The sequence below is a fragment of the Enterococcus avium ATCC 14025 genome (assembly GCF_000406965.1).
Lineage (GTDB): Bacteria > Bacillota > Bacilli > Lactobacillales > Enterococcaceae > Enterococcus_A > Enterococcus_A avium.
In genome coordinates, this window is record NZ_KE136358.1 from 24299 (window position 1) to 48263 (window position 23965).

Sequence of the window (23965 nt, forward strand, 5' to 3'; positions counted from 1 at the left end):
TAGTTGCGCGATTCCTAAATTTTAGTGACCTTTAAATTATAACCCAGATAAAATAATCTGTCCTGAAATTTGCATAGTTTCAAAGAAATTTTCATAATCATATACAAAAGGACCTCTACCTTAAAAAATGACGACTAATTGGAAAATAAGTGTCAGTTTCAGGTAGGGTTCCTTTTAAATGGTATTAGATGAAAAATTAATTTTAACGCCTGGTTTATCTAACGCAATCTCAGTTATTTCATAAACCATACGTTCAATCAGTCTTAGTATTGGACGGATCATCTCATTGGCTTCCGCTTCAGTCAAATCATTTTGCTGTTTGACTTGACGACCAATCACGTGGATCACTTGAGAAAGAACTCCGCCAATAATAAATTCCTCAAATGGAAGAACAAATTCGATCCGCACCCCCATAATACTATTTTCAGGTGGATATCCAGGATCTGTTGCTTCCAGTGGACTGAAATTAATCAGCAATTTTTGTTTCACTACCTGATCTTTCGGAGGAAGTCCGTAGTTAAATGATTCTACGACCTCCTGATCGCGTTGTAACTTCATTTTACACCTCTCGCTCGAGTTGAAATAATGTTTTTAATAAACAGCTTACTCATTAATAGCCTTTTCCTAATTATAGCTTTCTACTCAGAAAATTTGTACCATTTCTTTTAAATTATTTATAGAATAAGTCGCCTTAACAACTTGGCTAAAATGATCCAAATCAAGAAAAACTGTTTGCACACCAGCATTATTTCCAGCTTCGATATCTAATTTGCGATCGCCAATCATCACAGTTTTTTCAGATTCTAATTGATAGTTATCAATAAAATAATAAATTGCACTTGGATCTGGTTTCCTTGGAAAATTCGAATCACTTCCAATGATATCAACGATAAGCGAATCTAATCCGTCTCTTTTTAGTAATTGCCAGGTTGAATCCACAGTACGATGAGTCAAAATAAAATGTCTACCACCCATGTTTTGCAGTTTTTCCAACGTCTCCTTTGTCTCCTTAAAAGGAAAAGAGTTCCTATTTTTCTGAGCCTCATAACTATGATACTTTCGATCAAAATCTGGTACAGGTAAACGCCAATCCATAATCATTTGACGGATTGATTCAGTTTTGATTTTCTGATAAACCTCTTTTTCATCTTTTTCGATCCCAAATTCTTTAAAAGTTTCCATCAATGCTTTTAACATGATTGGATACGTATCATATAATGTGCCATCAAAATCCCAAATATAATTCATGTCATGCCTTTCTAAGTTAATATCCTGTTTTTATAAAATTTCTTTTTGTATAATTTTCAATTGTGAGTTGAAAGTATAAATCATTGGCGTAGCATTAGGAATCTCAATTTGATCTACTTGATTAGTAGGAACATTTTCTAAAAACTGAACTAATGCACGCAAACTATTACCATGTCCGCAAACTAAAACAGTCTTCTCATCAAGTAAGTTCGGCGCGATCTGATCTTGCCACAAAGGAAGCACTCTCTGTGAAGTCATGTGTAGACTTTCTCCAGTCGGTATCAATCGTGGGTCCAAATGATTATATCGACGATCAAAATGATTGTCTTTGGCTAGTGGAGGGACTTCATCAAAGCCTCTTCGCCATTTTTTCACTTGTTGGGCACCGAAATGCTCCGCAATGATATCTTTATTTTTTCCCACTAATGCGCCATAGTGACGTTCGTTTAAGCGCCACGTCTTATATTCAGGAACAAAACTCGCTTCTGCTTCTTGCAAAATCATTTGAGCCGTTTTAATCGAACGTTTTAAAACTGATTCGAAAGCAACATCAATCAGTAATCCATGATTCTTAATCTTATTACCAGCTGTCTTGGCTTGCTCAATTCCTTTTTCAGTCAAATCTACATCCAGCCATCCAGTCCAATAGTTTTCAAAATTCGCTTCGCTTTCGCCATGTCGGACTAATACTAAATTCATCTTTTCACCTTCTCACTAAAAGAATAACAGAAAAAGCCTAGTTTTAAAAACTAGACCTTTTTCACAAACTGTGTGTGACAATGCTTGCAGGTCACTTTGATTTTCCCACGACCTTTTGGTGCACGCATCTTTTGTTTACACTCTGGACATTTAAAATAACGATAAGTTCCATTTTTACCTTTGAAGAAATCTTTCATACGAGCAAGCCACTGAATAAATTTTTGATTTTCATTGCTTCGCGGATAAATCTTTTTCGAACAAAAACGATAAAGAACCAGCACGAAAGCAGCAATTGCAAGTATATTTCCAATGTAAAACGGAATCCAACGGTCAAAAATCATCATCACAGCCCATACAATGAGTAAGGCTTTATTGATTTGATCCAATCTACCATAACGTCCGCGCATTAAATACGCATATTTTTGGTAAAATTTGGTCAATCGCTGTATCCAAATATTCCCCAATGATACTACCCCTTTCTATGATCCTACTTATTGAAAATTTTGGGTCCTTTACGCATATTTTTACGATCATTTTTAGGTGTTGCCATCTTTTTAGAACGACCGCCACCCTGTTTCTGTTTGATTAGCTCTAGCATTTTCTCTTTTTGATTCATTTTTTACACCGCCTTCACAAGGAGCGTTACTGATTCTACATGATATGTTTGTGGGAATAAATCTACTGGTTGAACTTTCACAGCATGGTAACCAAGGTCTTCATATCTTCTCAAATCTCTAGCTAACGTAGCTGGATTACAAGAAATATAAATAATTCTTTCAGGATTAACAGCAACGGATGCTTCAATAAATTTTTCATCCAACCCTTTTCGTGGTGGATCAACAAAAATCACCGAGGGTTCAATCCCTTCTCGTGCCCAGCGTGGCATAATTTTCTCAGCTTTACCAACTTCATAATTAGCATTTTCAATCCCATTTTTCTTAGCATTTGCTTTCGCATCTTCGATAGCTTGTGGCACAATTTCTACACCATAAACATGCTTAACTTTTTCAGCTAAGGATAAACCGATTGTTCCGATTCCACAATAAGCATCAACTACAATGTCTTCAGCATTCAAATCAGCGAATTCAATCGCAGTTTGATATAACACCTCAGTTTGTTCTGTATTTACTTGATAGAATGATTGGGGAGAGATTTGATAAACCTTACCTAGCAAGGTGTCATTGATTGTCGATTTACCAAATAAGACCTTTTCCTCCCGACCCATGATCACATTAGTCTTTTCTGGATTGATGTTCTGAATGACTGAAACAACCTCCGGTAACTCTGTTTTGATCACTTCAGCAATTTCAGTTCCCTTAAAGAAACGTTCTGTTCGAGTAACTAGTGTCACCATCATCTCATGGCTATAATGCCCTCGACGGATGACAATATGACGAATAAAACCTGTGTTTTCACGTTCATTATAAGCCTTTACGTTAAAACGTCTTAAGATATTTCGCACTGTAATAATCGCTTGGTCAATTTTAGGGTCTTGGATGTAATAATCCTCAATCGGCAATAATACATGAGAATTTTTACGATAAAAACCTGTCATTAACTGATTATCGACTTTTTGAACTGGAATCTGAGCTTTGTTTCTATAACCAATCGGATTTTCCATTCCTAAAGTAGCGGCTACGCTCAGCTCTGGCAGTTTTGCGATTGTTTTTAGAACCTTTTCCACTTGTTGCTGCTTAAAACGTAATTGATAGCTATAAGTCATATGGCTTAAAGGTGCAATACCACTTCTTAATAAATCCTGATCCTTCACTTCTTGGCGTTCTGGATTTGCGTTAAATCGTTCGATCACTTTACCATACCCAAATTTTTTACCGACTTTAACCACTTTGACTGTCATTTCTTCCTCAGGTAAAGCATTTTCGATAAAAAGTGGATATCCGTCAATGTGAGCAACACCTAACCCTTCATGCGACAAGTCATCGATTGTAACGGTATATGTTTGATTTTTTTCTACTGTGGTCATGTTATTCTCCTTTAAGGCTGATTCACTTATTCTAATGAATTCTATTAGAAAAAGCAAGGCAACGCCTGCTATATCTCCCTTAAGACTTTTGTAAGAATGGAAGGATTTATTTACCGAAAAAAACAATCCCGCCAAACTGAAGCGAGATTGTTTTTTAAAATTATTCTTCTGTATCTTCGTCTTGAATCTTCTCGTATTCCTTAACGAGTTCGATCCCTGCTTCTCTTTTTTCATTATCAGGTCCTAAGATAGCCGCATCGTCAATCTCATCCGTGTTCGCATAAAACTCAATGTGCTGATGTAGATTTTCAAAGCGCATTGGTGCATCGCCACCGTATTCCCCATCCAAATTGATCATCATTTTTTTGTCAGTATCTATTAAGCTGGCATCTAGAAAACTGGTTTTCACGTACAAAACTTTTGAATCGTTCACGTGTTTACCACCATTCAATACTAACGTAATCAAGCGGACAATTTCAAAAAGATTTGCTGTTTTCACAACAATTAGTGAAAATTTCCCATCATCCAACTTTGCATCTGGCGCAATCGTTTCAAAACCGCCGATCGAATTCGTTAAGCCTAAGAAAAACATTGAAGCATTGCCTTCATATTCTCCACCTTCATAAACCAGACGCATTTTAGTCGGTTTGATTCGCGGAAGCATTTCTGCACCTTTAGCCAAATACGCTAAATAACCAAAAATACTCTTCAATTCAGAAGGAACCTCATAGGTTAACTCGGTTAATGAACCGCCTGCTGCAATATTGATGAAGTAAGTATCCGCAGCTTTGCCGATATCCATTTTAACAGTTTGCTGCTTTTGAATAACCTCAGCAGCAGCTTTAACGTTGCTGCGAGGAATTTTTAGTGCTCGTGCATAGTCATTTGTTGTTCCAGCCGGGATAATTGCCATTTTAGGACGTTCTTTTAAGCCGGCAATCCCATTTACAACTTCATTAATGGTCCCGTCTCCTCCTGCTGCGACAACTAGCTCAAAACCAGCCTTTGCGGCACGGGTTGCTTCATTTTTAGCTGAATCAGGCTCGGGAGTCGTAGCAAAGGCACTTGCTTCATAACCTGCTTTCTCAATAGCATCTAAAATATCCGCCAAATTAGTGCGCATGATTTCTTTTCCAGATACTGGATTATAAATCAGTCGTGCTTTTCTCATGATCGAGCTCCCTCTAACGTTTCGCTAATTCCTCTTGAAGTAACTTGTTGACTACTCCTGGATTCGCTTTTCCTTTAGTTGCTTTCATAATTTGTCCAACTAAGAAACCAACGGCGCGATCTTTACCATTCTTAAAGTCTTCAACGGATTGTTCGTTATTATCAAGTACTTCATTGATCATTGGCAATAATTGGGCTGGATCAGAAAGCTGTACTAAACCTTTAGCTTCAACTACCTCTTTTGCATCTCCACCATTTTGGATTAATTCACGGAAAACTTTTTTGGCGATCTTAGAACTAATCGTACCATCTGCGATTAATGTAATCATACCAGCTAAATTATTCGGCGTTAATTTCGTATCCGCTAATTCTAGTTTTTCACTATTCAAGTATGCAGAAACCTCACCCATTAACCAGTTAGAGGCTTGTTTCGCATCCGCGCCTTCTTTCAAAGTATCTTCAAAGAAATCAGACATCTCACGACTCATAGTTAAGACCATTGAATCGTACTCTGGTAAACCTAGGTCATTTACATAGCGTTCACGACGAGCTGCTGGCATTTCAGGCAATGTTTCACGAACCTTTTCAATCCATGCGTCGTCGATTTCGAAACGCGGAATATCTGGTTCTGGGAAATAACGGTAGTCACTTGATCCTTCTTTCACACGCATCAAGATTGTCTTGTTCGTTCCTTCATCGTAACGTCGAGTTTCTTGCTGAATCGTTCCACCAGAAAGCAAAACTTTTGTTTGACGTTGTACTTCAAAGGTCAACCCTTTTTTGACAAAACTAATGGAGTTCAAGTTTTTCAATTCCGTTTTTGTACCAAATTCTTCTTGCCCATAAGGACGCAAAGAAATATTCGCATCGCAACGCATTGAACCTTCTTCCATCTTCACATCGCTGACGCCAGTAAATTGGATAATTGAGCGTAAGGCTTCCAAATAAGCATTGGCTTCTTCAGGCGAACGCATATCCGCTTCAGAAACAATCTCGATCAACGGTGTTCCTTGACGGTTTAAATCGACATAAGAGTAGCCGCCGATACCATGCATATTCTTACCAGCATCTTCTTCCAAGTGAACACGTTCAATGCGAATTTTTTTCTTTTTACCATTCACATCGATTTCGATCCAACCATCATGGCCAATCGGCTCATCAAATTGCGAGATTTGATAAGCTTTTGGGTTGTCCGGATAGAAGTAGTTCTTTCTATCAAAATGCATATTCTTTGAGATTTCACAGTTTAAAGCCAATGCGGCTTTCATCCCAAATTCGATTGCTGCTTTATTCATGACTGGCAAAACACCAGGGTAACCCCAGTCAATAATATTGGTATTCGTATTTGCTTCTGCACCAAAGTGAGCGGGCGCAGGTGAAAAGATTTTAGAGTTTGTTTTTAATTCTACATGGACTTCTAGCCCAATGACTGTCTCTAAGTTCATTATTTGTCCCCCCCTAAAATCACTGGTTTTTGCTTATGGAAATCTGTTGCTTGTTCAAATGCATAAGCCGCTTTATACATAGTTGATTCGTCGAAATGTTTTCCGATGATTTGCAATCCAACTGGCAATCCTTCTGAGAAACCTGCAGGTACAGACATACCTGGTAGTCCAGCAAGGTTTACAGGAATTGTTAAGATATCATTTAGATACATTGTGATTGGATCATCGATATTTTCACCAATACCAAAGGCAACAGTTGGTGATGTTGGTCCAATGATTAAATCGTAATCAGCAAAGACTTTATCGAAGTCTTGTTTGATCAATGTCCGTACTTGCCCAGCCTTCTTAAAGTAAGCATCATAATAGCCCGCAGAAAGAGAGAATGTTCCTAACATGATCCGACGCTTAACTTCATCGCCGAAACCTTCTGTACGAGTGTTTACGTACACATCTTCCAAGTTTTGGACATCTTCTGAACGGAACCCATAACGGATACCGTCAAAACGTTGCAGATTTGAGCTTGCTTCAGAGGAAGCGATGATATAGTACACTTCTACGCCATATTTTGAATGTGGTAAGCTGACTTCTTCAACCGTCGCACCTAATGCTTTAAAGGTTTCGACCGCTTTCGTGATCGCCGCTTTAACGCCAGGTTCGATACCTTCAGCCATGAATTCTTTTGGTAAGGCAATCTTCATTCCCTTAATGTCGCCTGTTAAGCCAGCAGAAAAATCAGGCACAGATACTCCAGCAGAAGTACCATCCTTTGGATCATAGCCACTAATAGCATTCAGAGCCAAGGCATTGTCTTTAACCGTACGCGTAAATGGTCCTATTTGGTCTAACGAAGATGCAAACGCGATCAATCCAAAACGAGATACGCGACCATAAGTTGGTTTCATACCAACGACACCATTGAATGCCGCCGGTTGGCGGATACTTCCGCCCGTATCGCTACCCAATGAAACAGGAACTTCGCCTGCAGCAACAGCTGCTGCAGAACCACCTGAAGATCCACCAGGAACCTTTGTTTGATCCCAAGCATTTTTTGTTTTCTTAAAGTAAGATGTTTCACTTGAGCTTCCCATAGCAAACTCGTCCATATTCAATTTTCCGACTGGAATCAAATCTGAACTGTAAACTTTTTCCATAACAGTTGCATCATAAATAGGATCAAAATTCGATAAAATTTTAGATGCGGCTGTTGTCAAAAGCCCTTTCGTTACAATGTTGTCTTTGATTCCGATTGGAATACCAGCCAATGCATTGTCATTGGTAATTCCTTTAATATCAATGGCTTTTGCCATTTCCATCGCTTTTTCTTCATTTAAAGTAATGAAAGCATCAATGTCCTTTTCTGTTTCTTTGATGCGAGCAAAGGTTTCACTTGTTAAATCAGTGGCTGTAATTTCTTTTGAAACTAACAGACTGTGTAATTCTTCAATTGATTTATCGTATAATTTTTCCATTATGCACCAGCCTCTCCGTTGTCAATGATAGCCGGAACCTTGATGAATCCATCTTCGCTTTCCGGAACATTTTTCATTAACTCATCGCGTGACCAGCCTTCATCAGCTACGTCTTCACGCATAACATTGATTGTTTCTAATACATTGGAAGTAAATGGCACGCCTTCTGTATCAACTTCCCCAAGTTGTTCGACCATGTCGATTATTTTGCCTAATTGATCCGTAAAACCGGTCAATTCATCATCTGAAAAAGAAAGCTTCGCAAGTTTCGCGACATGTTTTACTTGTTCTTCATTGATTGCCATAATATCCCTCTTTCATTTGTCAATTTTCAATCATTTTATCATATCTCTGTTAGAATTCACGGTTTTTTCTTGAAATTTTTTGAAAAATTGTTCAATTCAAAAAATTTGAAAATAGAGTCATTCTAATAGCTTTAACGTCTTTTTATAATACCTGTTCGTTAATCGAAACGTCAACAAGCTTCTAGACAAATTTGTCTAGTCTGTGTGACTTTCTTCGATTGCTTGAATCATTTGTTTTTCATTCCAAATTTCAATTCCTAAACTTTGTGCTTTGGTCAACTTGCTTCCGGCATCTTCACCAGCAACTACAATATCCGTTTTTTTAGAAACGCTGCCGGTAACCTTACCACCTAGATTTTGAATTTTTTCTTTTGCGTCTTCCCTTGTGTAATCGACAAGCTTGCCAGTCAGGACAATCGTTTTATCTTTAAAAGGCGATTCGATTTCTGCTAATTGACTCGCACGAATTCCTTTGTATTCAAGATTTACTCCTCTATCAGCTAATTCTTGCATTAATTCATGAACTTCTTCGTTTTCAAAGTAGGTCACCAGGCTGTCAGCAATCGTTTCGCCAATTGTATTCAGACTAACAATTTCATCTTTGTTAGCCTTACTAATAGCTTCAAGACTGCCGAAATGCTCAGCTAATATTCCTGCTGCTTTCGCGCCAACATGACGAATCCCTAGTCCAAAGATCAAACGTTCAACAGAATTTTCCCGACTAGCATCAATCGCCTGCAAAATATTTTCAGCTGATTTATCCTTAATCTTGTCCAATGTCAGTAATTGCTCTTTTTCTAGCGAATAAAGATCCGCAACATCAGAAACCAACCCTTTATCGAACATTTGCGCTAATACACGCGGTCCCAGACCTTCAATATTCATGGCATTCCGGGAGACAAAATGACTCAAGCCTTCTTTAATTTGTGCTGGACATTTTGGATTGATACAGCGCAACGCAACCTCTTCATCTAAATGGACTAGTTCGCTTCCACAAATTGGACAATGTGTTGGTACTGGATAGGGTTCGCTGTTATTTGGACGTTTTTCTAAAATAACTTGCGCAACTTCTGGAATTATATCACCAGCTTTATAGACTAAAATTGTATCTTTCAACCGAATATCTTTTTTCTCAATGTAGTCACTATTATGCAAGCTTGCTCGTCCTACTGTTGTTCCAGCTAAACGCACTGGTTCCATGATTGCCGTTGGCGTCAATACACCCGTTCGTCCAATGGTCCAATCAATGTCTAATAGCGTTGTTTGCGCTTCTTCAGGCGGGAATTTATAGGCGGTTGCCCATCTTGGCGCCTTCACCGTAAAACCTAATTCATCTTGTAGAGTAAACTCATTCACCTTGATGACAATTCCATCAATTTCATATGATAATTGATCTCTCATCTCATGAAATTTTTCAATATATTCCCAGACTTCGTCAATCGTCTCGCAGACCTGATGTTCAGGATTTGTTCGAAAGCCTAGCCGGGACATCTCATTTAGCGCATGATCCTGAGTAGTTGATTCTAACGGACCAAAATCTGCTAAAGTATATAAAAAAGTACTTAAATTTCGTTGGGCGGCGATACGAGTGTCTAGTTGGCGTAAGCTCCCTGCTGCTGCATTCCGAGGATTTGCAAAGACCTCTTTTCCATCTTCTTCTCGCTGCTGATTCAGTTTGATAAATGAAGCTTTCGGCATGTAACATTCTCCCCGAACTTCGATCGTCAACGGTTCCTTTAAGCGTAAGGGAATTGATTTGACCGTTTTCAGGTTTTCAGTAATATTCTCACCAACTGTTCCATCTCCGCGAGTTGCCCCTTGAACAAAGACTCCGTTCTCGTATTTTAATGAGATTGAAAGTCCATCAATTTTTAACTCCACACAATAGGAAACTGGATGTCCAATAGCTTTTTTGACTCGCTCGTCAAAGGCCATCAATTCTTCCTTACTAAAGACATCATTTAAACTATATAAAGGAATATCGTGAACAACTTTTTCAAAGCCTTCTAATACCTTTCCACCGACACGTTGAGTAGGCGACTCAGGTGTGATTAAATCAGGATATTCTGTTTCGAGCTCTACTAATTCTTGATATTTTTTATCGTAAACAAAATCCTCCACCGAAGGCTGATCTTGCACGTAGTATTCATACGCATATTGATTCAATTCGTCGCGAAGCTCTGCTGAACGCTTTTCCGCTGCTTGAAAAGTCATTGGTTCCAAGAAGATCCCTCCTAATTATTACTTATACTTTTTGAATTGGCGCAAAGGCTGCCAGTAGACGTTTGACACCTTGCTGTGGAAATGCAATATCTAACTCTACATCTTTTGCGTTGCCGCTAACTTTTACAACTGTGCCAGTTCCCCATTTTTTATGTTGAACTTTATCCCCAGGATTCCAATTCTCATTTTCTCCGCCAGATGCTGTCTTATTCGTCATCGGTTGTCTTGTTGCATGCTGGTACTTAGGCTTCATGGCATTTGGATTTGAAGTAAATGGATTGTTGAATGTAGCTTTAGGTTGTGGCTGCATTCCCACTGAATTCAACAGGCTATCATCAATTTCAGCAACAAAACGTGAAGGCTGATTGTATTGTGTTTTTCCATAAAGCGTCCGAGAAAAAGCATTTGTTAAATACAAGCTTTCTTCGGCGCGAGTAATTCCTACGTAAGCCAAGCGGCGTTCTTCTTCTAATTCGGACTCTTCCATCAATGAACGAGAGAGTGGAAATATTTTTTCTTCCATGCCAATTAGAAAGACGATTGGAAACTCTAACCCTTTGGCTGCATGTAATGTCATCAAGGTTACTTGTGCACTCTCTTCTTGATAATCATCCAAATCTGAAACCAAAGCTAAATCGTTTAAGAAAACAGCAAGTTTTTCTTCTGGCGCATCTGCTTCTTCATCATCCTGTACTTCATTTCGTTTATCAAATTCTTTTGTAACTGTTCGAAATTCTTCCAAATTCTCAAGACGGGATTCCGCTTCTAAAGTTCTCTGATTCTTTAATTCATCTAAGTATCCTGTCCGCTCTAAAACTTGATCAACTATATCTGTTACTGGTAAATAAGCGACCATTTCCTGGAATTGCGTAATCATTGTACCGAATTCGCCGATCATCCGCCCAGCTTTGCCGGAAATATTTGCTAAGTCGACATTTTGTGCCGCTTCAACCATCGACCAGTCATGCATCGCTGCAAAATTTCGTAACTTCTCAACTGAAGCAGCACCAATTCCCCGTTTTGGTGTATTGATTACTCGTTCAAAGCTGACACCATCTCTCGGGTTGTTAATGATATTTAAATAGGCGATGATATCTTTTATTTCTTTACGATCATAGAACTTATGACCACCAACCATTGTATAAGGCACATTAGACTTAACTAACGTATCTTCAATTACCCGTGATTGCGCATTTGTTCGATAAAGAACTGCAAAATCATTGTAACTGCGATTATTGGTTTGAATTTCTTCTTTGATTTTACTGATGATGAATTGCGCCTCGTCACGTTCACTATCCGCACGATAATAAGTAATTTGTTCTCCTGCCTGATTGTCCGTCCAAAGGTTCTTATCTCGACGATTACTGTTATTTTTGATTACTTGATTGGCGGCATCTAAAATACTTTTAGTTGAACGGTAATTTTGTTCTAATAAAATAACGGTTGCATCATTATAATCTTTCTCAAAGTCTAAGATGTTTTGCATATCCGCACCACGCCAACCGTAGATACTTTGATCAGCATCACCGACTACACATAGATTACGGAAACGCGCAGCCAACATATTAACCAATGTATATTGGGCATGGTTAGTATCTTGATACTCATCTACGTGTAAATAATGAAATTTATTTTGATAATACGTTAAAACTTCATCGTTATCCTCAAATAATCGAATCGTATTCATGATCAAGTCGTCGAAATCCATACTCTGGTTATTTCGCAATGCCTTTTGATAGGCATCATAACAACGGGCAACGATTTCTTCAAAAAAAGAACCTTGACGTTCAGCATACGTTTCTGGTGTCAACAATTCATTTTTTGCATTGCTGATACTTCCTAAAATCGAACGTGGATCATATTTTTTAGGGTCGATATTTAGTTCTTTTAAAATTCGTTTCATCAATGTTAATTGATCTGAGCTATCTAAAATTGTAAAGTTCCGATCATAACCAATCGCATCGACATCACGACGTAAAATACGTACACACATGGAATGAAAAGTTGAAACCCAAACATCTTCTCCGCCTTTTCCTAAAATCCCGCTTACCCGTTCCTTCATCTCTCGTGCTGCTTTATTGGTAAAGGTAATCGCTAATATGTTCCATGGATTCACGTTTTTTTCTTCTATTAAATAAGCAATTCGATGTGTCAAAACTCGCGTCTTTCCACTCCCTGCTCCCGCCATAATCAATAACGGTCCTTCGGTATGAAGCACCGCTTCTTTTTGCTTAGGGTTTAGTCCTGCTAACAACTCCTGTTTGTTTGGCATGCAAAACGTCCTTTCTTTATTCAATCTTTTTTATTATAGCATCTCAGAAAGTTTCGCGACACTAGCAACATTTTAAAAAAGCGAATTCATTGATTCATCCTTGTATTTCTCAGAAAAGCGCGTTAAATTTAATAAGGATATGGGAGGAAATCATGAAAAACGAACATGAAATCAAACGTTTAGATAGTACAAAAGTAATTTTTATATTGAAAGGTATTCTGATTGGAGCAATCGCAGGAATCATTGTCAGTTTGTTTCGCTTACTGATAGAAGAAATGATGGAACACATGGTCACACTTTATCTTTGGCTTCGCGGAAATCCGGTTTGGATTATCCCTTGGGCTTTAATTATGTTGGTTTGCGCCTTTATTGTTGGCAGTTTGATTAAATCAGAACCCAATATTAAAGGAAGCGGAATTCCCCAGGTTGAAGGCACGCTTCAGGGGGAGATTAAGCTGAAGTGGTTTTCAGTTCTATGGAAAAAATTTGTTGGTGGCGTTCTTTCAGTAGGTTCAGGATTATTCTTAGGTCGCGAAGGTCCTTCAATCCAGTTAGGTGCGATGGTAGGTCAAGGTTTCAGTGAGTATACAAAGGCATCTACCTCTGAAAAAAAGATTTTTATTTCTAGTGGAGCTGCTGCAGGCTTAGGAGCTGCTTTTAATGCCCCGATTGCTGGACTGTTATTTGTGATTGAAGAGGTCCATCATCATTTTTCTCCTTTGATTTGGTTGACTTCTCTAACAGCAGCATTGACCGCAAATTTAATTTCCTTGAACTTTTTCGGCTTAAAGCCGGTTTTGTTTATTGCTAATGTTCCTTCGTTACCTTTGAAATACTATGGTTTATTAATTCTTTTGGGAATTATTTTAGGTATTCTGGGGTATGTGTATCAAGTTGTGCTTTTATCTTTGCCACAACTTTATAAACGCAGCCATTTGCCAGAACATCTGTATGGCATTATCCCATTTTTATTGATTATTCCAATTGCACTTTTTTTCCCCCATTATTTGGGTGGTGGGAATCAAATTGTGTTATCAATTGGTGAACAAGTTTTTCCGCTGATTGTTTTAATATCATTATTCGTTTTACGATTTATTTTTTCAATGGTTTCTTACGGCGCGAATCTTCCAGGCGGTATTTTTTTACCAATTCTGACGTTAGGTGCTTTGATTGGGGCAATTTATGGAACTATCCTGCATCGATGGTTCGGAATGGACCCGATGCTGATCAGAGATTTTGCAATTTTTGCGATGGCGGGATATTTTACCGCTATTGGCAAGGCGCCCTTAACGGCAATTATTCTTGTGACTGAAATGGTGGGAAATATTACTCATTTAATGCCACTAGCGGTTTGTTCTTTAACTGCATATGTCATCAACGATTTGTTAGGTGGTAATCCTATCTATGAATCATTGCTTGAACGTTTATTAAACGGGCATCTGCCAAGTATTACCGGAAATAAAACAATCATCGAATTCCCGGTGACTGCCGAAAGTACGTTAGATGGCACAATGGTTCGCGATTTTAATTGGCCAAAAGAAATGCTGTTGATTTCGATTAGACGTGGCTCTTCTGAGATACTCACTCATGGAGATACAGTCATGAAAGTCGGTGATTTACTAATGATCCTGACAGACGAGGGTTACACTAAAAAAATCAAAACACAGATTCGCGAACGTTCTGATGCAGCGATTGCAAAAATACAAGATAAAAAGATCAAAGACTAATCGTATTTTTTGAGAATACTAATAAAAAAAGCGAATTATCATAAAACTATCCCATATGGAAAAGAGTTATGATTGTTCGCTTTCTTTTTTATATGGCTACTTAAAAAACTCAACTATTGTAACACTTTCTTCTTAATTAATTATCCTCGTATTTTTTGAACCAGTTTCTCATTAACATAAACAGAAACTTGCCCATCATTTACTGGAAATACACCTTGTCCATTTTCATCCAAAACAACTTTTGCCTCGTTATTTCCCAGCAAATCAACAAATGTTTCTCCCTCATGAATAGCGCTAACGGTCATTTCTTTCTCGCCGCCTTTGGCATTCGTCATAATTATAGCAGCTCCAGAGTCACTATCATCAAAATCACCGGTTAGCGTCCAACCAATAACATCTGGATCGTCAAAATAGTCTGCCTGATTTCCAAAGTTTAATTCTTCTCGCAATTCTATTAAGTTAGTCAGACCAGAGCCCACTGCTTCAGCTTTTTCGGTACCATAAAGATCGCCCCAGAAGACAACCGGAGTTCCTTCATTTCTCAGTAAAATCAATGAATAGGCATGTAGCTTGAACCAGCCCTCTATCCAAGACTCCAAACTTTGCCCAAGTTGGGTATCATGATTGTCAACGAAGGTAACAGCCCAGTCGGGTCGAGTCTCAATCAAGGTTCCAGCAAATATTTGCCGCATATCAAATCCACCCATCGTTGAAGCGGCTTGAAATAGATTGAAGTGCAATGGTACATCGAAAAGTGAAATCAAATTTCCTGATGAATCAAGATATTCCTGTAACTTATCCAGCTCATCAGACCAATATTCCCCCACAACAAACAGCTCTTCGCCTTTTTCCTCTCTACGATGCAACAACCAGTCAACAAAAAGATCAAAACGGATATGCTTTACCGCGTCCAAACGATAGCCATCAACATCCGTTAATTCTTGATACCATTTCCCCCACTTATCTAGTTGCTCTATCGTATCGGGATTCTCCATGTCCAGATTACATCCCATTAAATAGTCAAAGTTGCCATTCTCATCATCAACTTTCGGTGCCCAGCCCTTATTTGCAAAATTAAAAATCGCATGATCTTTTTCACGAGCATCATAATCAACACCAGAAAAATTTTTCCAATTCCATTGATAGTCGTTGTATTTACCTTGACGTCCTGGGAAAGTAAATTTCGTCCATGCTTCAATTTCTTCCTTGCCAGAGCTTGGTTGTGTTCGATCATCAAATTGATAAGAAACAGCTGAGACCACTTCCGTCTCATCAGCTCCCATAAAATGATCGAAAACAATGTCCGCATAAATTTTCAGTCCGGCTTTCTTCAATGCAGTAATACTGCTCAAATATTCTTCTTTTGTGCCATATTTTGTTCTAACACTGCCCTTTTGATCGAACTCACCAAGATCATAAAGATCGTAAGTTCCATAACCAACATCATTGGCGCCCTCTGATCCCTTATAAGCGGGTGGCATCCAAACAGCATTGATTCCAAAGCTACTTAATTCTTCTGCTTTTTCTGCTAATGTTTTCCAATGGTTGCCATCGTTAGGCAAATACCACTCAAATCCTTGTAAAATCGTTTGTTTTCCCATAACCTTCACCTCTTATATCTATCATACCGAAATTAATGAAAGCTTCAAAATAAGACGAACCATATTATTAAGTTTAAACGTTTTTGAATGTTTTTGGTCGTTTTTGATTGTCTTTTGAAAATATTTATGTTACTATTTCAGTTGAAGGAGGATTGAAAATGCTTACAGAAGAAAGACATAGAAAAATAATCGAGTGGTTGGAACGTGATGGATTAGTGAAATCTCAAGATTTGATTCAATGGTTGGACTCTTCCGAATCAACAATACGTCGAGACTTACAAGAATTAGAAAATTTGCAAATGCTGGAGCGCGTTCACGGCGGTGCTAAACGTCCACAGCATCTTGAACAAGAACTAGGCATGTTCGAAAAATCATCCAAAAACGTTCAACAGAAAAAAATGATCGCTGAATATGCAGCTGAAAGTATTACTGAGGGTGATGTCATTTATTTAGATGCTGGAACGACAACCTCTGAAATGATTCCATTCCTTAAAAATCGCACAATTACGGTTGTTACAAACTCAGTTGGCCTCGCCGCTCGACTAGTTGAAGCACAAATCGCAACAATTGTACTAGGCGGACGCATCAAACTGACAACTGACGCAGTCGTTGGCTCACAGGCCTTAGAACAATTGAAACAGTATCGTTTTAACAAAGCGTTCATGGGAATGAACGGAGTCCACTTAGATAGCGGCTATTCCACTCCTGACCCTGAAGAAGCAATTCTAAAAAGAACAGCTATTCAACAATCTGAAGAAGCATTTGTTTTAGTTGATCACAGCAAATTCAATCAAACAAGTTTTGTCAGTGTCGCTTCATTGTCAGCAGCTTCGATCCTCACCGACACCTGTCCTTTGGTTATCCATGATCAAATCACAGAACAAACTACCTTGAAGGAGGTTTCTGTATGATTTATACAGTGACACTAAACCCATCAATTGACTACATCGTCCATGTCGATCAACTAACTATCGGCGATGTTAATCGGATGAAAAGCGATTTGAAACTGCCAGGAGGAAAAGGCATCAATGTTTCACGTATTTTAAAACGTATTGATAACGATTCTACCGCCTTAGGCTTTGTTGGTGGATTTACTGGACATTTTATTGAGAAATGGCTAAAAAAAGAAAGCATTCAAACAAACTTCACACCAGTTTCCGACGATACACGAATCAATATCAAATTGAAAGCAAATGAAGAAACCGAAATTAACGGACTAGGTCCAATCGTTTCAACTGAAGAAATGCTTGAACTGAAAAAAGTTTTAGGAAGCTTAAATGCAAACGATATAGTGGTTTTATCAGGAAGTAAGCCTGCTAGTGTTCCAACAGGTTTTTATCAAGATTTAATTGAAATCATTAAAGCACAAGGAGCCTCATTTGTTATTGATACCACTGGTGCAGATTTGATGGATGCCTTAGAAAAGAAGCCTTTATTAGTCAAACCAAACAATCATGAATTGGCTGATCTATATCAAACGACTTTTACGTCTGTTGAAGACATTTTTCCATTTGGTCAACGTTTACTAGATGAAGGTGCGCAGCATGCACTCGTTTCAATGGCTGGTGATGGCGCATTATTATTTACTAGCGAAGGAGTCTATCAGTCAAATGTACTAAAGCGGGCAGTGAAAAATTCAGTTGGCGCTGGAGATTCAATGATTGCGGGTTTTGTTGGAAGCTTCACTAAAACTCAAGATCCTGTCGAAGCCTTTAAATGGGGAGTGGCCTGCGGTAGTGCTACCACTTTTTCAGATGATTTAGCCACTGCAGATTTTATTCAAGAATTACTACCAGAAGTTGAGATCACCAAAGTAAAATAATTCAGATCTCCCCTTCTGTTTGAACACATTTTATAACAATTGGAGGAACTATAATGGATATTAAGGACTTATTGATCAAAGATGCCATGATTATGGATTTGCAGGCGACGACTAAAAAAGCCGCTATCGATGAAATGGTTCAAAAAATGTATGATGCTGGGCGAATTTCTGATGTTGATGTCTACAAAGAAGGTATTTTAAATCGTGAGGCCCAAACTTCAACTGGCTTAGGTGATGGCATCGCAATGCCTCATGCAAAAAACAGTGCCGTCAAAGAAGCTACCGTTCTATTTGCAAAAAGTAAAAATGGTGTGGACTATGAATCCCTAGATGGGCAACCTACCTACTTGTTTTTCATGATTGCTGCTCCAGAAGGTGCTAATGATACGCATCTGCAAGCTTTGGCTGCCTTGTCTAGACTGTTGATCAATCCTGACTTCGTCGCTAAATTGAAAGCTGCCGAAACACCTGAACAGGTTCAAGCAACTTTTGATGCAGCAGAAAAAGCGAAGGAAGCTGAAGAAAAAGCAGAAGCTCATTCGGAGGCTGAAGAAAAAAGCAAAGATACTAACCGTCGATATATTGTAGCGGTTACAGCGTGCCCTACCGGAATTGCTCATACTTATATGGCCGAAGATGCTTTAAAGAAAAAAGCAAAGGAAATGGGTGTTGATATCAAGGTTGAGACCAACGGATCTGAAGGAATCAAACATCGCCTCAGTGATGAAGATATTGCTCGAGCAGATGGTGTCATTATAGCCGCTGATAAAAAAGTGGAAATGAATCGTTTTAATGGCAAAGAATTAGTCAACCGTCCAGTTAGTGATGGTATTCGGAAGCCAGAGGAACTAATCAATTTAGCATTAAGTGGAAGTGCCCCTGTCTACCATGGTAATGCTGAAGAATCTTCAGCTACGGAAGAGAAGAGTGATAACGGAACTTTAGGCCAACGTATTTACAAGGATTTAATGAACGGTGTTTCCCATATGCTGCCATTTGTAATCGGTGGAGGAATCATGATCGCTTTATCATTCATGATTGACCAATTTATGGGAGTTCCTCAATCGGAATTGGCAAACCTTGGTAATTACAACCAAATCGCTAGTTGGTTTAACCAAATCGGCGGCGCCGCATTTGGATTCATGCTTCCTGTACTTGCTGGTTTTATCGCATCAAGTATTGCTGATCGTCCTGGCTTAATCGCTGGATTTGCCGCTGGAGCGTTAGCAAATACTGGGGGTGCTGGATTTTTAGGCGCATTAATTGGTGGATTCTTAGCTGGTTATGTCATCATTTTCTTGAAAAAGATCTTTAAAAACTTGCCGAAATCACTTGAAGGTATTAAAGCAATTCTTTTCTATCCGTTCTTTGGTTTGATGATTACTGGATTCTTAATGCTCTTAGTCAATGTTCCAATGAAGGCAATTAATGATGGGTTAAATGGCTTTCTAACTGGGTTAAGCGGATCAAATGCAATTTTACTTGGTGCTTTGCTTGGCGGAATGATGGCTGTCGATCTGGGCGGTCCTATTAATAAAGCAGCTTATGTATTTGGTACAGCAACACTTGCGACAAGTGTCGCTCAAGGTGGGTCAATCGTAATGGCAGCTGTTATGGCTGGTGGAATGGTTCCTCCTTTAGCAATCTTCGTTGCAACTCGTTTATTCAAAAACAAGTTTGAAAAAAGTCAAGTAGACGCAGGATTAACGAACATTGTAATGGGGCTCTCATTCGTAACAGAAGGAGCGATACCCTTTGCAGCTGCCGATCCAATTCGTGTAATTCCAAGTTTCGTAGTTGGTTCAGCTTTAGCTGGTGGTTTAGTTGGTGCTGTTGGTATTAAGTTACTCGCTCCTCATGGTGGTATCTTTGTTGTTCTTTTATTAAGCCACCCACTACTTTATCTTTTGTTTATTATCATTGGAGCGATTGTTTCAGGTGTTATCTACGGTTTAGTAAAAAAACCTATTACTAAATAAAAAGAAATCCACTCTCACAAAAAATTGAGAGTGGATTTTTTTACATCCAGCGATCTTTTCTACGCGCTCTGACTGGCTGAGGTTTTGGTTTGATAGAAAAAAGAATCATCCCAATAAAGAGGACAATAATTGACAAAGGAATTTCTAGTGACGGAAGCGGCAACGCAAAAATTACTCCTACAATCAGTAAGCAACTACCCATAATCTTAATATACCTGTGATCCATAGATAACCTCTCCTTTTCGTATTCGTATGAATGAAATAATTTTTTAAGTTACATACCAACCATTACTTACTAGGAAATTCAAGTTCCTCTATATTTCAAGTATGTCTAATTGATTTTTTGCGGACACTTTCTTTTGATCAATAAAGGAAACAATCAGATGTTTGGCTTCTTTTTCTAACGAGAATGTCAACGAATCATTTTTACGACTAACTTGATGAATCGTCATATCTTTTAGTGCGGATTTCAACTCTTCTAAAGGAAAATCCAAAAAAGCTTTTTTCGGAATAAACAATTGTAAAACAGCAGTATAGTCTTTATAACGCATATCCTGAATTTCAAATTCGATTGAATCACGGATATAATATTCAAAAGCGGCTAAACCCTTATCCAAGGTTAGCTCAGGATATAAAATATGATAATTCATCATTCGTTCACTTTCATCATCAATCCAAGGAAAATAGGCTAGAGCATTTAGACCACCTTTCATTCGATTCACGCGATATTGGTTCGTTAAAAAATTGTAAGTGCGTGTCACAAAATAAGATGCCTCACTCTTCTCAGTTGGTTGAAATTGTTCATTTTGATATTGAACAGTTTGAATCACAGTATCTTCAAAAGCAAATTCAATGTAGGGCTGTTTTAATAACCCAACTCCATTGGTATAGGATAATTGTGAAATTCCAAGTTGATCTCGGAATAATTGTTGAAATTTCAAGTTTGCCTTTTCTTGCCATTGAAAAGGGTCTTTGTACAATTCGAAGAAAACACCAGATCCTAATTCAGCTACTCTTTCCACTTGCTGAATCTCTAGCAATAGTTGCTTAGCGAATAATTTTTTATAAGGTGCTCCTAAAAATAGCCACCAGCAAGCGGTTAAACATACTCCCTTATAAAACACATCATAGCCGGGAAATACGTTACAATCGACGACTATATCTCCATTAAGGCCTTTCATCTTTGGTAGCACATTTGTTTCTTTAGCTGTTTCAAAAGAACGACGTTCAGATAAATCACTTGTATTATGATAAAGATATTCATCATAGGAACGAATGTAAGCAAAAAAACCATGGTCAATCAAGCGGTTCTTCAGGTAATCCAGATACACTCTTTCCCAATAATAAAAATTCTTTTCCTTGATGATATACTTTTCAAATAACGTATCACTTAAAAGATGTAGAGTTGTTTCCTCTTCAGAATTCTTCAACTGCAACCAGAAATCTTCCTTCATGCCAAAGCTCGAAATCACCCGCTTCAATTGATTCTGATCAAATAACTGCTCTTTTCCGTTAATCAACATTTTGTCTGGTTCCAGCAATAGGCGACTCATGACTAACCAATCATTTATCTTTGATTGGATGTCGGCTTGCTTCAAATCGTAAAGCTGGCTGACACTATAAATCTTTTGATTTTTTTCCATTGCTTTCCCCTTTCTCATCACTCTATTATAATTATATCGTAAAGATTTAAAAAACCCTATGAAATTGATTACTAAGTTTTAAAAAATTGTATACTATAGTAGAATATGATAAAACTAAAATGGAGGGGTTCAGATGGGCCTGAAATTTGAAAAAACCGATGATTTAGATAAATTATTTGAATCTTTTGCGGTAGATCCAGACAAAAAAGTTCAAAAAGACGAAGATATCCAAAAATTTCTAAAACCAAAAAATGAACAAACTGATAAAAAAAAGGATTAGGCTTCTTAGGCCTAGTCCTTTTCTATTGCTGCTTCAATTGCTGCCCATGCTTCTTCTTTTCCTTTTTTTGTCTCAGATGAGAAAAGGATGAATGTATCCTCAGGATCAAAATCTAATTTTTTCTTGATTGCACTAGTATGCTTGTTCCATTTACCACGTGGAATCTTATCTGCTTTTGTCGCAACCACAATCACAGGAATATTGTAGTATTTCAAAAATTCATACATTTGAATATCTTCCTTACTTGGATCATGGCGTATATCAACTAAAGAAACTACCGCACGTAACTGTTTGCGGCTGGTAATATAGGTTTCAATCATCTCACCCCACTTCGCTCTTTCTGTTTTCGATACCTTCGCATAGCCATATCCAGGTACATCAACAAAATGTAGCGCATTTTCGATGAGATAAAAGTTTAAAGTTTGAGTTTTCCCTGGTTTCCCTGAAGTCCTCGCTAAATTTTTTCGATCAATCAACGTATTGATAAAAGAAGATTTCCCAACATTTGATCGTCCTGCTAACGCAATCTCAGGTAAATCAGTTTCAGGATACTGTTTTGGCGAGACCGCACTAATAACGATCTCTGCATTATGCACTTTCATTCCTTCACGCCTTTCAAAAAGAGGTGGTGACAGAGGTGGTCAGCTTCAAGAAATAAGAAGGAATTTCCGAAAATTATTTCTCAAATTTTTGTGAAATTTCGACTTATTTCCGAAGAAGCTACTTCTGGAACACCGTTTATTCGGAAAAAGAAGCTATGACAAGACTTTTGTCACAGCTCCTGCTTTACTAACCAGCTTTTTTCTTATTGTTATGGTATTCAATAATCGGTTTACCCGAGCCTTCGACAGAATCCTTCGTAACTATTACTTTTTCGATCGATTCATCAGAAGGAATATCAAACATCACATCCATCATAACATCCTCAATGATAGAACGCAGACCACGAGCACCTGTATTACGTGCAATCGCTTTGTCCGCAATTGCATTCAACGCATCCGCATCGAAAGATAAATCTGTATCATCATAGGAAAGCAATTTTTGATATTGCTTCACTAAAGCATTTTTCGGTTCCGTTAAAATTCGAACCAGATCCTCTGTTGTAAGTTTTTCTAACGCAGTTGTAACTGGCAAGCGTCCGATAAATTCTGGAATCAGACCAAATTTCAATAGATCTTCTGGAATAATCTGCTGCATGATACTTGCATCTTCATCAATTTTTTTATTATTTTTACCAAAACCAATAGTTTTTTCACCTAAACGATTTTTAACAATCGTTTCGATTCCATCAAAGGCTCCACCAACAATAAACAAAATATTGGTCGTATCAATTTGAATAAACTCTTGATGTGGGTGTTTACGTCCCCCTTGAGGCGGAACACTAGCAACCGTTCCTTCAAGAATTTTAAGTAACGCTTGTTGAACACCTTCGCCGGAAACATCACGAGTGATTGAAACATTTTCGCTCTTACGCGTAATCTTATCAATTTCATCAATATAGATGATTCCTTTTTCAGCACGCTCAACATTGTAATCGGCCGCCTGTAACAGCTTCAACAATATATTTTCAACGTCTTCACCAACATAACCTGCTTCAGTTAAACTTGTTGCATCTGCAATGGCGAATGGAACATTTAAGGTTCTTGCCAAAGTTTGTGCCAAAAATGTCTTACCTGAACCTGTTGGTCCAATCAAACAGATATTACTCTTTTGTAATTCAACTTCATCTAGTCCATCGTTTTCAGTATTCACTCGTTTATAATGATTGTACACCGCAACCGACAAGGCCTTTTTTGCCCGATCTTGACCGATAACATATTGGTTTAGAACATCTAATAATTCTTTTGGTTTTGGTACATCAATAAATTCACGAATAGCTTCTTCATGGAATTCTTCATCTATAATCTCTTTACAAAGGTCGATACACTCATTACAAATGTAAACTCCCGGACCCGCAACAACTTTTTTTACTTCTTCTTGGGTCTTTCCACAAAATGAACAGCGGACTGTTTCACCTGCGCCTGTGCTCTCATACATGGCTTTCACCTCTTGCTTCTTTCTCTACAAGTGTTTCCACGATTGCAGTCTTTATCTATAA

General features: G+C 38.2%; 22 protein-coding genes. 5 read left to right on the forward strand and 17 right to left on the reverse strand.

Going from position 1 to position 23965, the window contains the following annotated elements; all coding sequences use genetic code 11:
- Positions 1-174: 174 nt before the first annotated feature.
- The 12 genes from OMU_RS06400 to pcrA form a co-directional block, all read right to left on the reverse strand.
- Positions 175-558 carry a DUF1149 family protein gene (locus tag OMU_RS06400; protein WP_016179153.1) on the reverse strand — a complete coding sequence of 128 codons (384 nt, stop codon included), beginning with the start codon at positions 556-558 and terminating at the stop codon, positions 175-177.
- 84 nt (positions 559-642) lie between these two features.
- The gene (locus OMU_RS06405) at positions 643-1248 is read right to left on the reverse strand and encodes an HAD-IA family hydrolase (RefSeq protein WP_016179154.1); all 606 of its coding nucleotides are present in this window, start codon (positions 1246-1248) and stop codon (positions 643-645) included.
- A gap of 30 nt (positions 1249-1278) precedes the next feature.
- Positions 1279-1947: a 2,3-bisphosphoglycerate-dependent phosphoglycerate mutase gene (locus tag OMU_RS06410; protein WP_016179155.1), complete on the reverse strand. Its 669-nt coding sequence runs from the start codon at positions 1945-1947 to the stop codon at positions 1279-1281.
- A gap of 50 nt (positions 1948-1997) precedes the next feature.
- On the reverse strand, positions 1998-2411 hold the full coding sequence (locus tag OMU_RS06415) for a hypothetical protein (RefSeq protein ID WP_171030591.1): 414 nt from the start codon (positions 2409-2411) through the stop codon (positions 1998-2000).
- Between the two features lie 23 nt (positions 2412-2434).
- Entirely contained in the window at positions 2435-2563 is a 129-nt protein-coding gene (locus tag OMU_RS23890) for a hypothetical protein (protein ID WP_016179157.1), read from the reverse strand.
- A 3-nt stretch (positions 2564-2566) separates the two neighbouring features.
- Positions 2567-3931 (reverse strand): 23S rRNA (uracil(1939)-C(5))-methyltransferase RlmD, encoded by a 1365-nt coding sequence (rlmD, locus tag OMU_RS06425; RefSeq protein WP_016179158.1) that lies wholly within the window; start codon positions 3929-3931, stop codon positions 2567-2569.
- 160 nt (positions 3932-4091) lie between these two features.
- Positions 4092-5102 (reverse strand): diacylglycerol kinase, encoded by a 1011-nt coding sequence (locus OMU_RS06430; RefSeq protein ID WP_016179159.1) that lies wholly within the window; start codon positions 5100-5102, stop codon positions 4092-4094.
- 13 nt (positions 5103-5115) lie between these two features.
- Positions 5116-6546 carry an Asp-tRNA(Asn)/Glu-tRNA(Gln) amidotransferase subunit GatB gene (gene gatB / locus OMU_RS06435; protein ID WP_016179160.1) on the reverse strand — a complete coding sequence of 477 codons (1431 nt, stop codon included), beginning with the start codon at positions 6544-6546 and terminating at the stop codon, positions 5116-5118.
- Complete coding sequence (gatA, locus tag OMU_RS06440) at positions 6546-8015, reverse strand: Asp-tRNA(Asn)/Glu-tRNA(Gln) amidotransferase subunit GatA (RefSeq protein WP_016179161.1); 1470 nt, start codon at positions 8013-8015, stop codon at positions 6546-6548. Before gatA ends, gatB begins: the two co-directional genes overlap by 1 nt.
- Positions 8015-8320: an Asp-tRNA(Asn)/Glu-tRNA(Gln) amidotransferase subunit GatC gene (gene gatC / locus OMU_RS06445; RefSeq protein ID WP_010744987.1), complete on the reverse strand. Its 306-nt coding sequence runs from the start codon at positions 8318-8320 to the stop codon at positions 8015-8017. The genes gatA and gatC overlap by 1 nt, the downstream gene beginning before the upstream one ends.
- Positions 8321-8515: 195 nt before the next feature.
- Complete coding sequence (gene ligA / locus OMU_RS06450; RefSeq protein WP_048719898.1) at positions 8516-10534, reverse strand: NAD-dependent DNA ligase LigA; 2019 nt, start codon at positions 10532-10534, stop codon at positions 8516-8518.
- A 31-nt stretch (positions 10535-10565) separates the two neighbouring features.
- The gene (gene pcrA, locus OMU_RS06455) at positions 10566-12815 is read right to left on the reverse strand and encodes a DNA helicase PcrA (protein WP_016179163.1); all 2250 of its coding nucleotides are present in this window, start codon (positions 12813-12815) and stop codon (positions 10566-10568) included.
- A gap of 152 nt (positions 12816-12967) precedes the next feature.
- Here pcrA and OMU_RS06460 point away from each other — a divergent pair, with 152 nt between their 5' ends.
- Positions 12968-14542 (forward strand): ClC family H(+)/Cl(-) exchange transporter, encoded by a 1575-nt coding sequence (locus OMU_RS06460; protein ID WP_016179164.1) that lies wholly within the window; start codon positions 12968-12970, stop codon positions 14540-14542.
- A gap of 140 nt (positions 14543-14682) precedes the next feature.
- On the opposite strand, the gene OMU_RS06465 is transcribed toward OMU_RS06460, so the two are convergent.
- Positions 14683-16143: an alpha-amylase gene (locus OMU_RS06465; RefSeq protein ID WP_016179165.1), complete on the reverse strand. Its 1461-nt coding sequence runs from the start codon at positions 16141-16143 to the stop codon at positions 14683-14685.
- A gap of 158 nt (positions 16144-16301) precedes the next feature.
- Here OMU_RS06465 and OMU_RS06470 point away from each other — a divergent pair, with 158 nt between their 5' ends.
- The 3 genes from OMU_RS06470 to OMU_RS06480 are packed head-to-tail and all read left to right on the forward strand — an operon-like array spanning position 16302 to position 19944.
- Positions 16302-17054 carry a DeoR/GlpR family DNA-binding transcription regulator gene (locus OMU_RS06470; RefSeq protein WP_016179166.1) on the forward strand — a complete coding sequence of 251 codons (753 nt, stop codon included), beginning with the start codon at positions 16302-16304 and terminating at the stop codon, positions 17052-17054.
- Entirely contained in the window at positions 17051-17965 is a 915-nt protein-coding gene (pfkB, locus tag OMU_RS06475; protein ID WP_016179167.1) for a 1-phosphofructokinase, read from the forward strand. The genes OMU_RS06470 and pfkB overlap by 4 nt, the downstream gene beginning before the upstream one ends.
- A 53-nt stretch (positions 17966-18018) precedes the next feature.
- Positions 18019-19944 (forward strand): PTS fructose transporter subunit IIABC, encoded by a 1926-nt coding sequence (locus tag OMU_RS06480; RefSeq protein ID WP_016179168.1) that lies wholly within the window; start codon positions 18019-18021, stop codon positions 19942-19944.
- 40 nt (positions 19945-19984) lie between these two features.
- Here the strand turns inward: OMU_RS06480 and OMU_RS06485 are convergent, their stop codons facing one another.
- Positions 19985-20170 (reverse strand): hypothetical protein, encoded by a 186-nt coding sequence (locus OMU_RS06485; protein WP_016179169.1) that lies wholly within the window; start codon positions 20168-20170, stop codon positions 19985-19987.
- An 88-nt stretch (positions 20171-20258) separates the two neighbouring features.
- A complete protein-coding gene (locus OMU_RS06490; RefSeq protein ID WP_016179170.1) occupies positions 20259-21587 on the reverse strand; it encodes a hypothetical protein in 1329 nt (442 codons plus the stop codon).
- A gap of 133 nt (positions 21588-21720) precedes the next feature.
- Between OMU_RS06490 and OMU_RS23345 the strand changes: the two genes are divergently transcribed.
- Positions 21721-21867, forward strand: coding sequence for an SPJ_0845 family protein (locus OMU_RS23345; protein WP_016179171.1), 147 nt, complete (start codon positions 21721-21723; stop codon positions 21865-21867).
- 11 nt (positions 21868-21878) lie between these two features.
- Here OMU_RS23345 and yihA read toward each other — a convergent pair whose 3' ends face one another.
- Positions 21879-22469 carry a ribosome biogenesis GTP-binding protein YihA/YsxC gene (gene yihA / locus OMU_RS06495; RefSeq protein ID WP_016179172.1) on the reverse strand — a complete coding sequence of 197 codons (591 nt, stop codon included), beginning with the start codon at positions 22467-22469 and terminating at the stop codon, positions 21879-21881.
- 187 nt (positions 22470-22656) lie between these two features.
- Positions 22657-23904: an ATP-dependent Clp protease ATP-binding subunit ClpX gene (gene clpX / locus OMU_RS06500; protein ID WP_016179173.1), complete on the reverse strand. Its 1248-nt coding sequence runs from the start codon at positions 23902-23904 to the stop codon at positions 22657-22659.
- Between the last annotated feature and the right edge of the window lie 61 nt (positions 23905-23965).

What these genes read in the sequence shown, in the direction of transcription:
- OMU_RS06400 (WP_016179153.1), bottom strand. Translation starts at nt 558, where the DNA reads ATGAAGTTACAACGCGATCAGGAGGTCGTAGAATCATTTAACTACGGA.
- OMU_RS06405 (WP_016179154.1), bottom strand. Translation starts at nt 1,248, where the DNA reads ATGAATTATATTTGGGATTTTGATGGCACATTATATGATACGTATCCA.
- OMU_RS06410 (WP_016179155.1), bottom strand. Translation starts at nt 1,947, where the DNA reads ATGAATTTAGTATTAGTCCGACATGGCGAAAGCGAAGCGAATTTTGAA.
- OMU_RS23890 (WP_016179157.1), bottom strand. Translation starts at nt 2,563, where the DNA reads ATGAATCAAAAAGAGAAAATGCTAGAGCTAATCAAACAGAAACAGGGT.
- rlmD (WP_016179158.1), bottom strand. Translation starts at nt 3,931, where the DNA reads ATGACCACAGTAGAAAAAAATCAAACATATACCGTTACAATCGATGAC.
- OMU_RS06430 (WP_016179159.1), bottom strand. Translation starts at nt 5,102, where the DNA reads ATGAGAAAAGCACGACTGATTTATAATCCAGTATCTGGAAAAGAAATC.
- gatB (WP_016179160.1), bottom strand. Translation starts at nt 6,546, where the DNA reads ATGAACTTAGAGACAGTCATTGGGCTAGAAGTCCATGTAGAATTAAAA.
- gatA (WP_016179161.1), bottom strand. Translation starts at nt 8,015, where the DNA reads ATGGAAAAATTATACGATAAATCAATTGAAGAATTACACAGTCTGTTA.
- gatC (WP_010744987.1), bottom strand. Translation starts at nt 8,320, where the DNA reads ATGGCAATCAATGAAGAACAAGTAAAACATGTCGCGAAACTTGCGAAG.
- ligA (WP_048719898.1), bottom strand. Translation starts at nt 10,534, where the DNA reads ATGACTTTTCAAGCAGCGGAAAAGCGTTCAGCAGAGCTTCGCGACGAA.
- pcrA (WP_016179163.1), bottom strand. Translation starts at nt 12,815, where the DNA reads ATGCCAAACAAACAGGAGTTGTTAGCAGGACTAAACCCTAAGCAAAAA.
- OMU_RS06460 (WP_016179164.1), top strand. Translation starts at nt 12,968, where the DNA reads ATGAAAAACGAACATGAAATCAAACGTTTAGATAGTACAAAAGTAATT.
- OMU_RS06465 (WP_016179165.1), bottom strand. Translation starts at nt 16,143, where the DNA reads ATGGGAAAACAAACGATTTTACAAGGATTTGAGTGGTATTTGCCTAAC.
- OMU_RS06470 (WP_016179166.1), top strand. Translation starts at nt 16,302, where the DNA reads ATGCTTACAGAAGAAAGACATAGAAAAATAATCGAGTGGTTGGAACGT.
- pfkB (WP_016179167.1), top strand. Translation starts at nt 17,051, where the DNA reads ATGATTTATACAGTGACACTAAACCCATCAATTGACTACATCGTCCAT.
- OMU_RS06480 (WP_016179168.1), top strand. Translation starts at nt 18,019, where the DNA reads ATGGATATTAAGGACTTATTGATCAAAGATGCCATGATTATGGATTTG.
- OMU_RS06485 (WP_016179169.1), bottom strand. Translation starts at nt 20,170, where the DNA reads ATGGATCACAGGTATATTAAGATTATGGGTAGTTGCTTACTGATTGTA.
- OMU_RS06490 (WP_016179170.1), bottom strand. Translation starts at nt 21,587, where the DNA reads ATGGAAAAAAATCAAAAGATTTATAGTGTCAGCCAGCTTTACGATTTG.
- OMU_RS23345 (WP_016179171.1), top strand. Translation starts at nt 21,721, where the DNA reads ATGGGCCTGAAATTTGAAAAAACCGATGATTTAGATAAATTATTTGAA.
- yihA (WP_016179172.1), bottom strand. Translation starts at nt 22,469, where the DNA reads ATGAAAGTGCATAATGCAGAGATCGTTATTAGTGCGGTCTCGCCAAAA.
- clpX (WP_016179173.1), bottom strand. Translation starts at nt 23,904, where the DNA reads ATGTATGAGAGCACAGGCGCAGGTGAAACAGTCCGCTGTTCATTTTGT.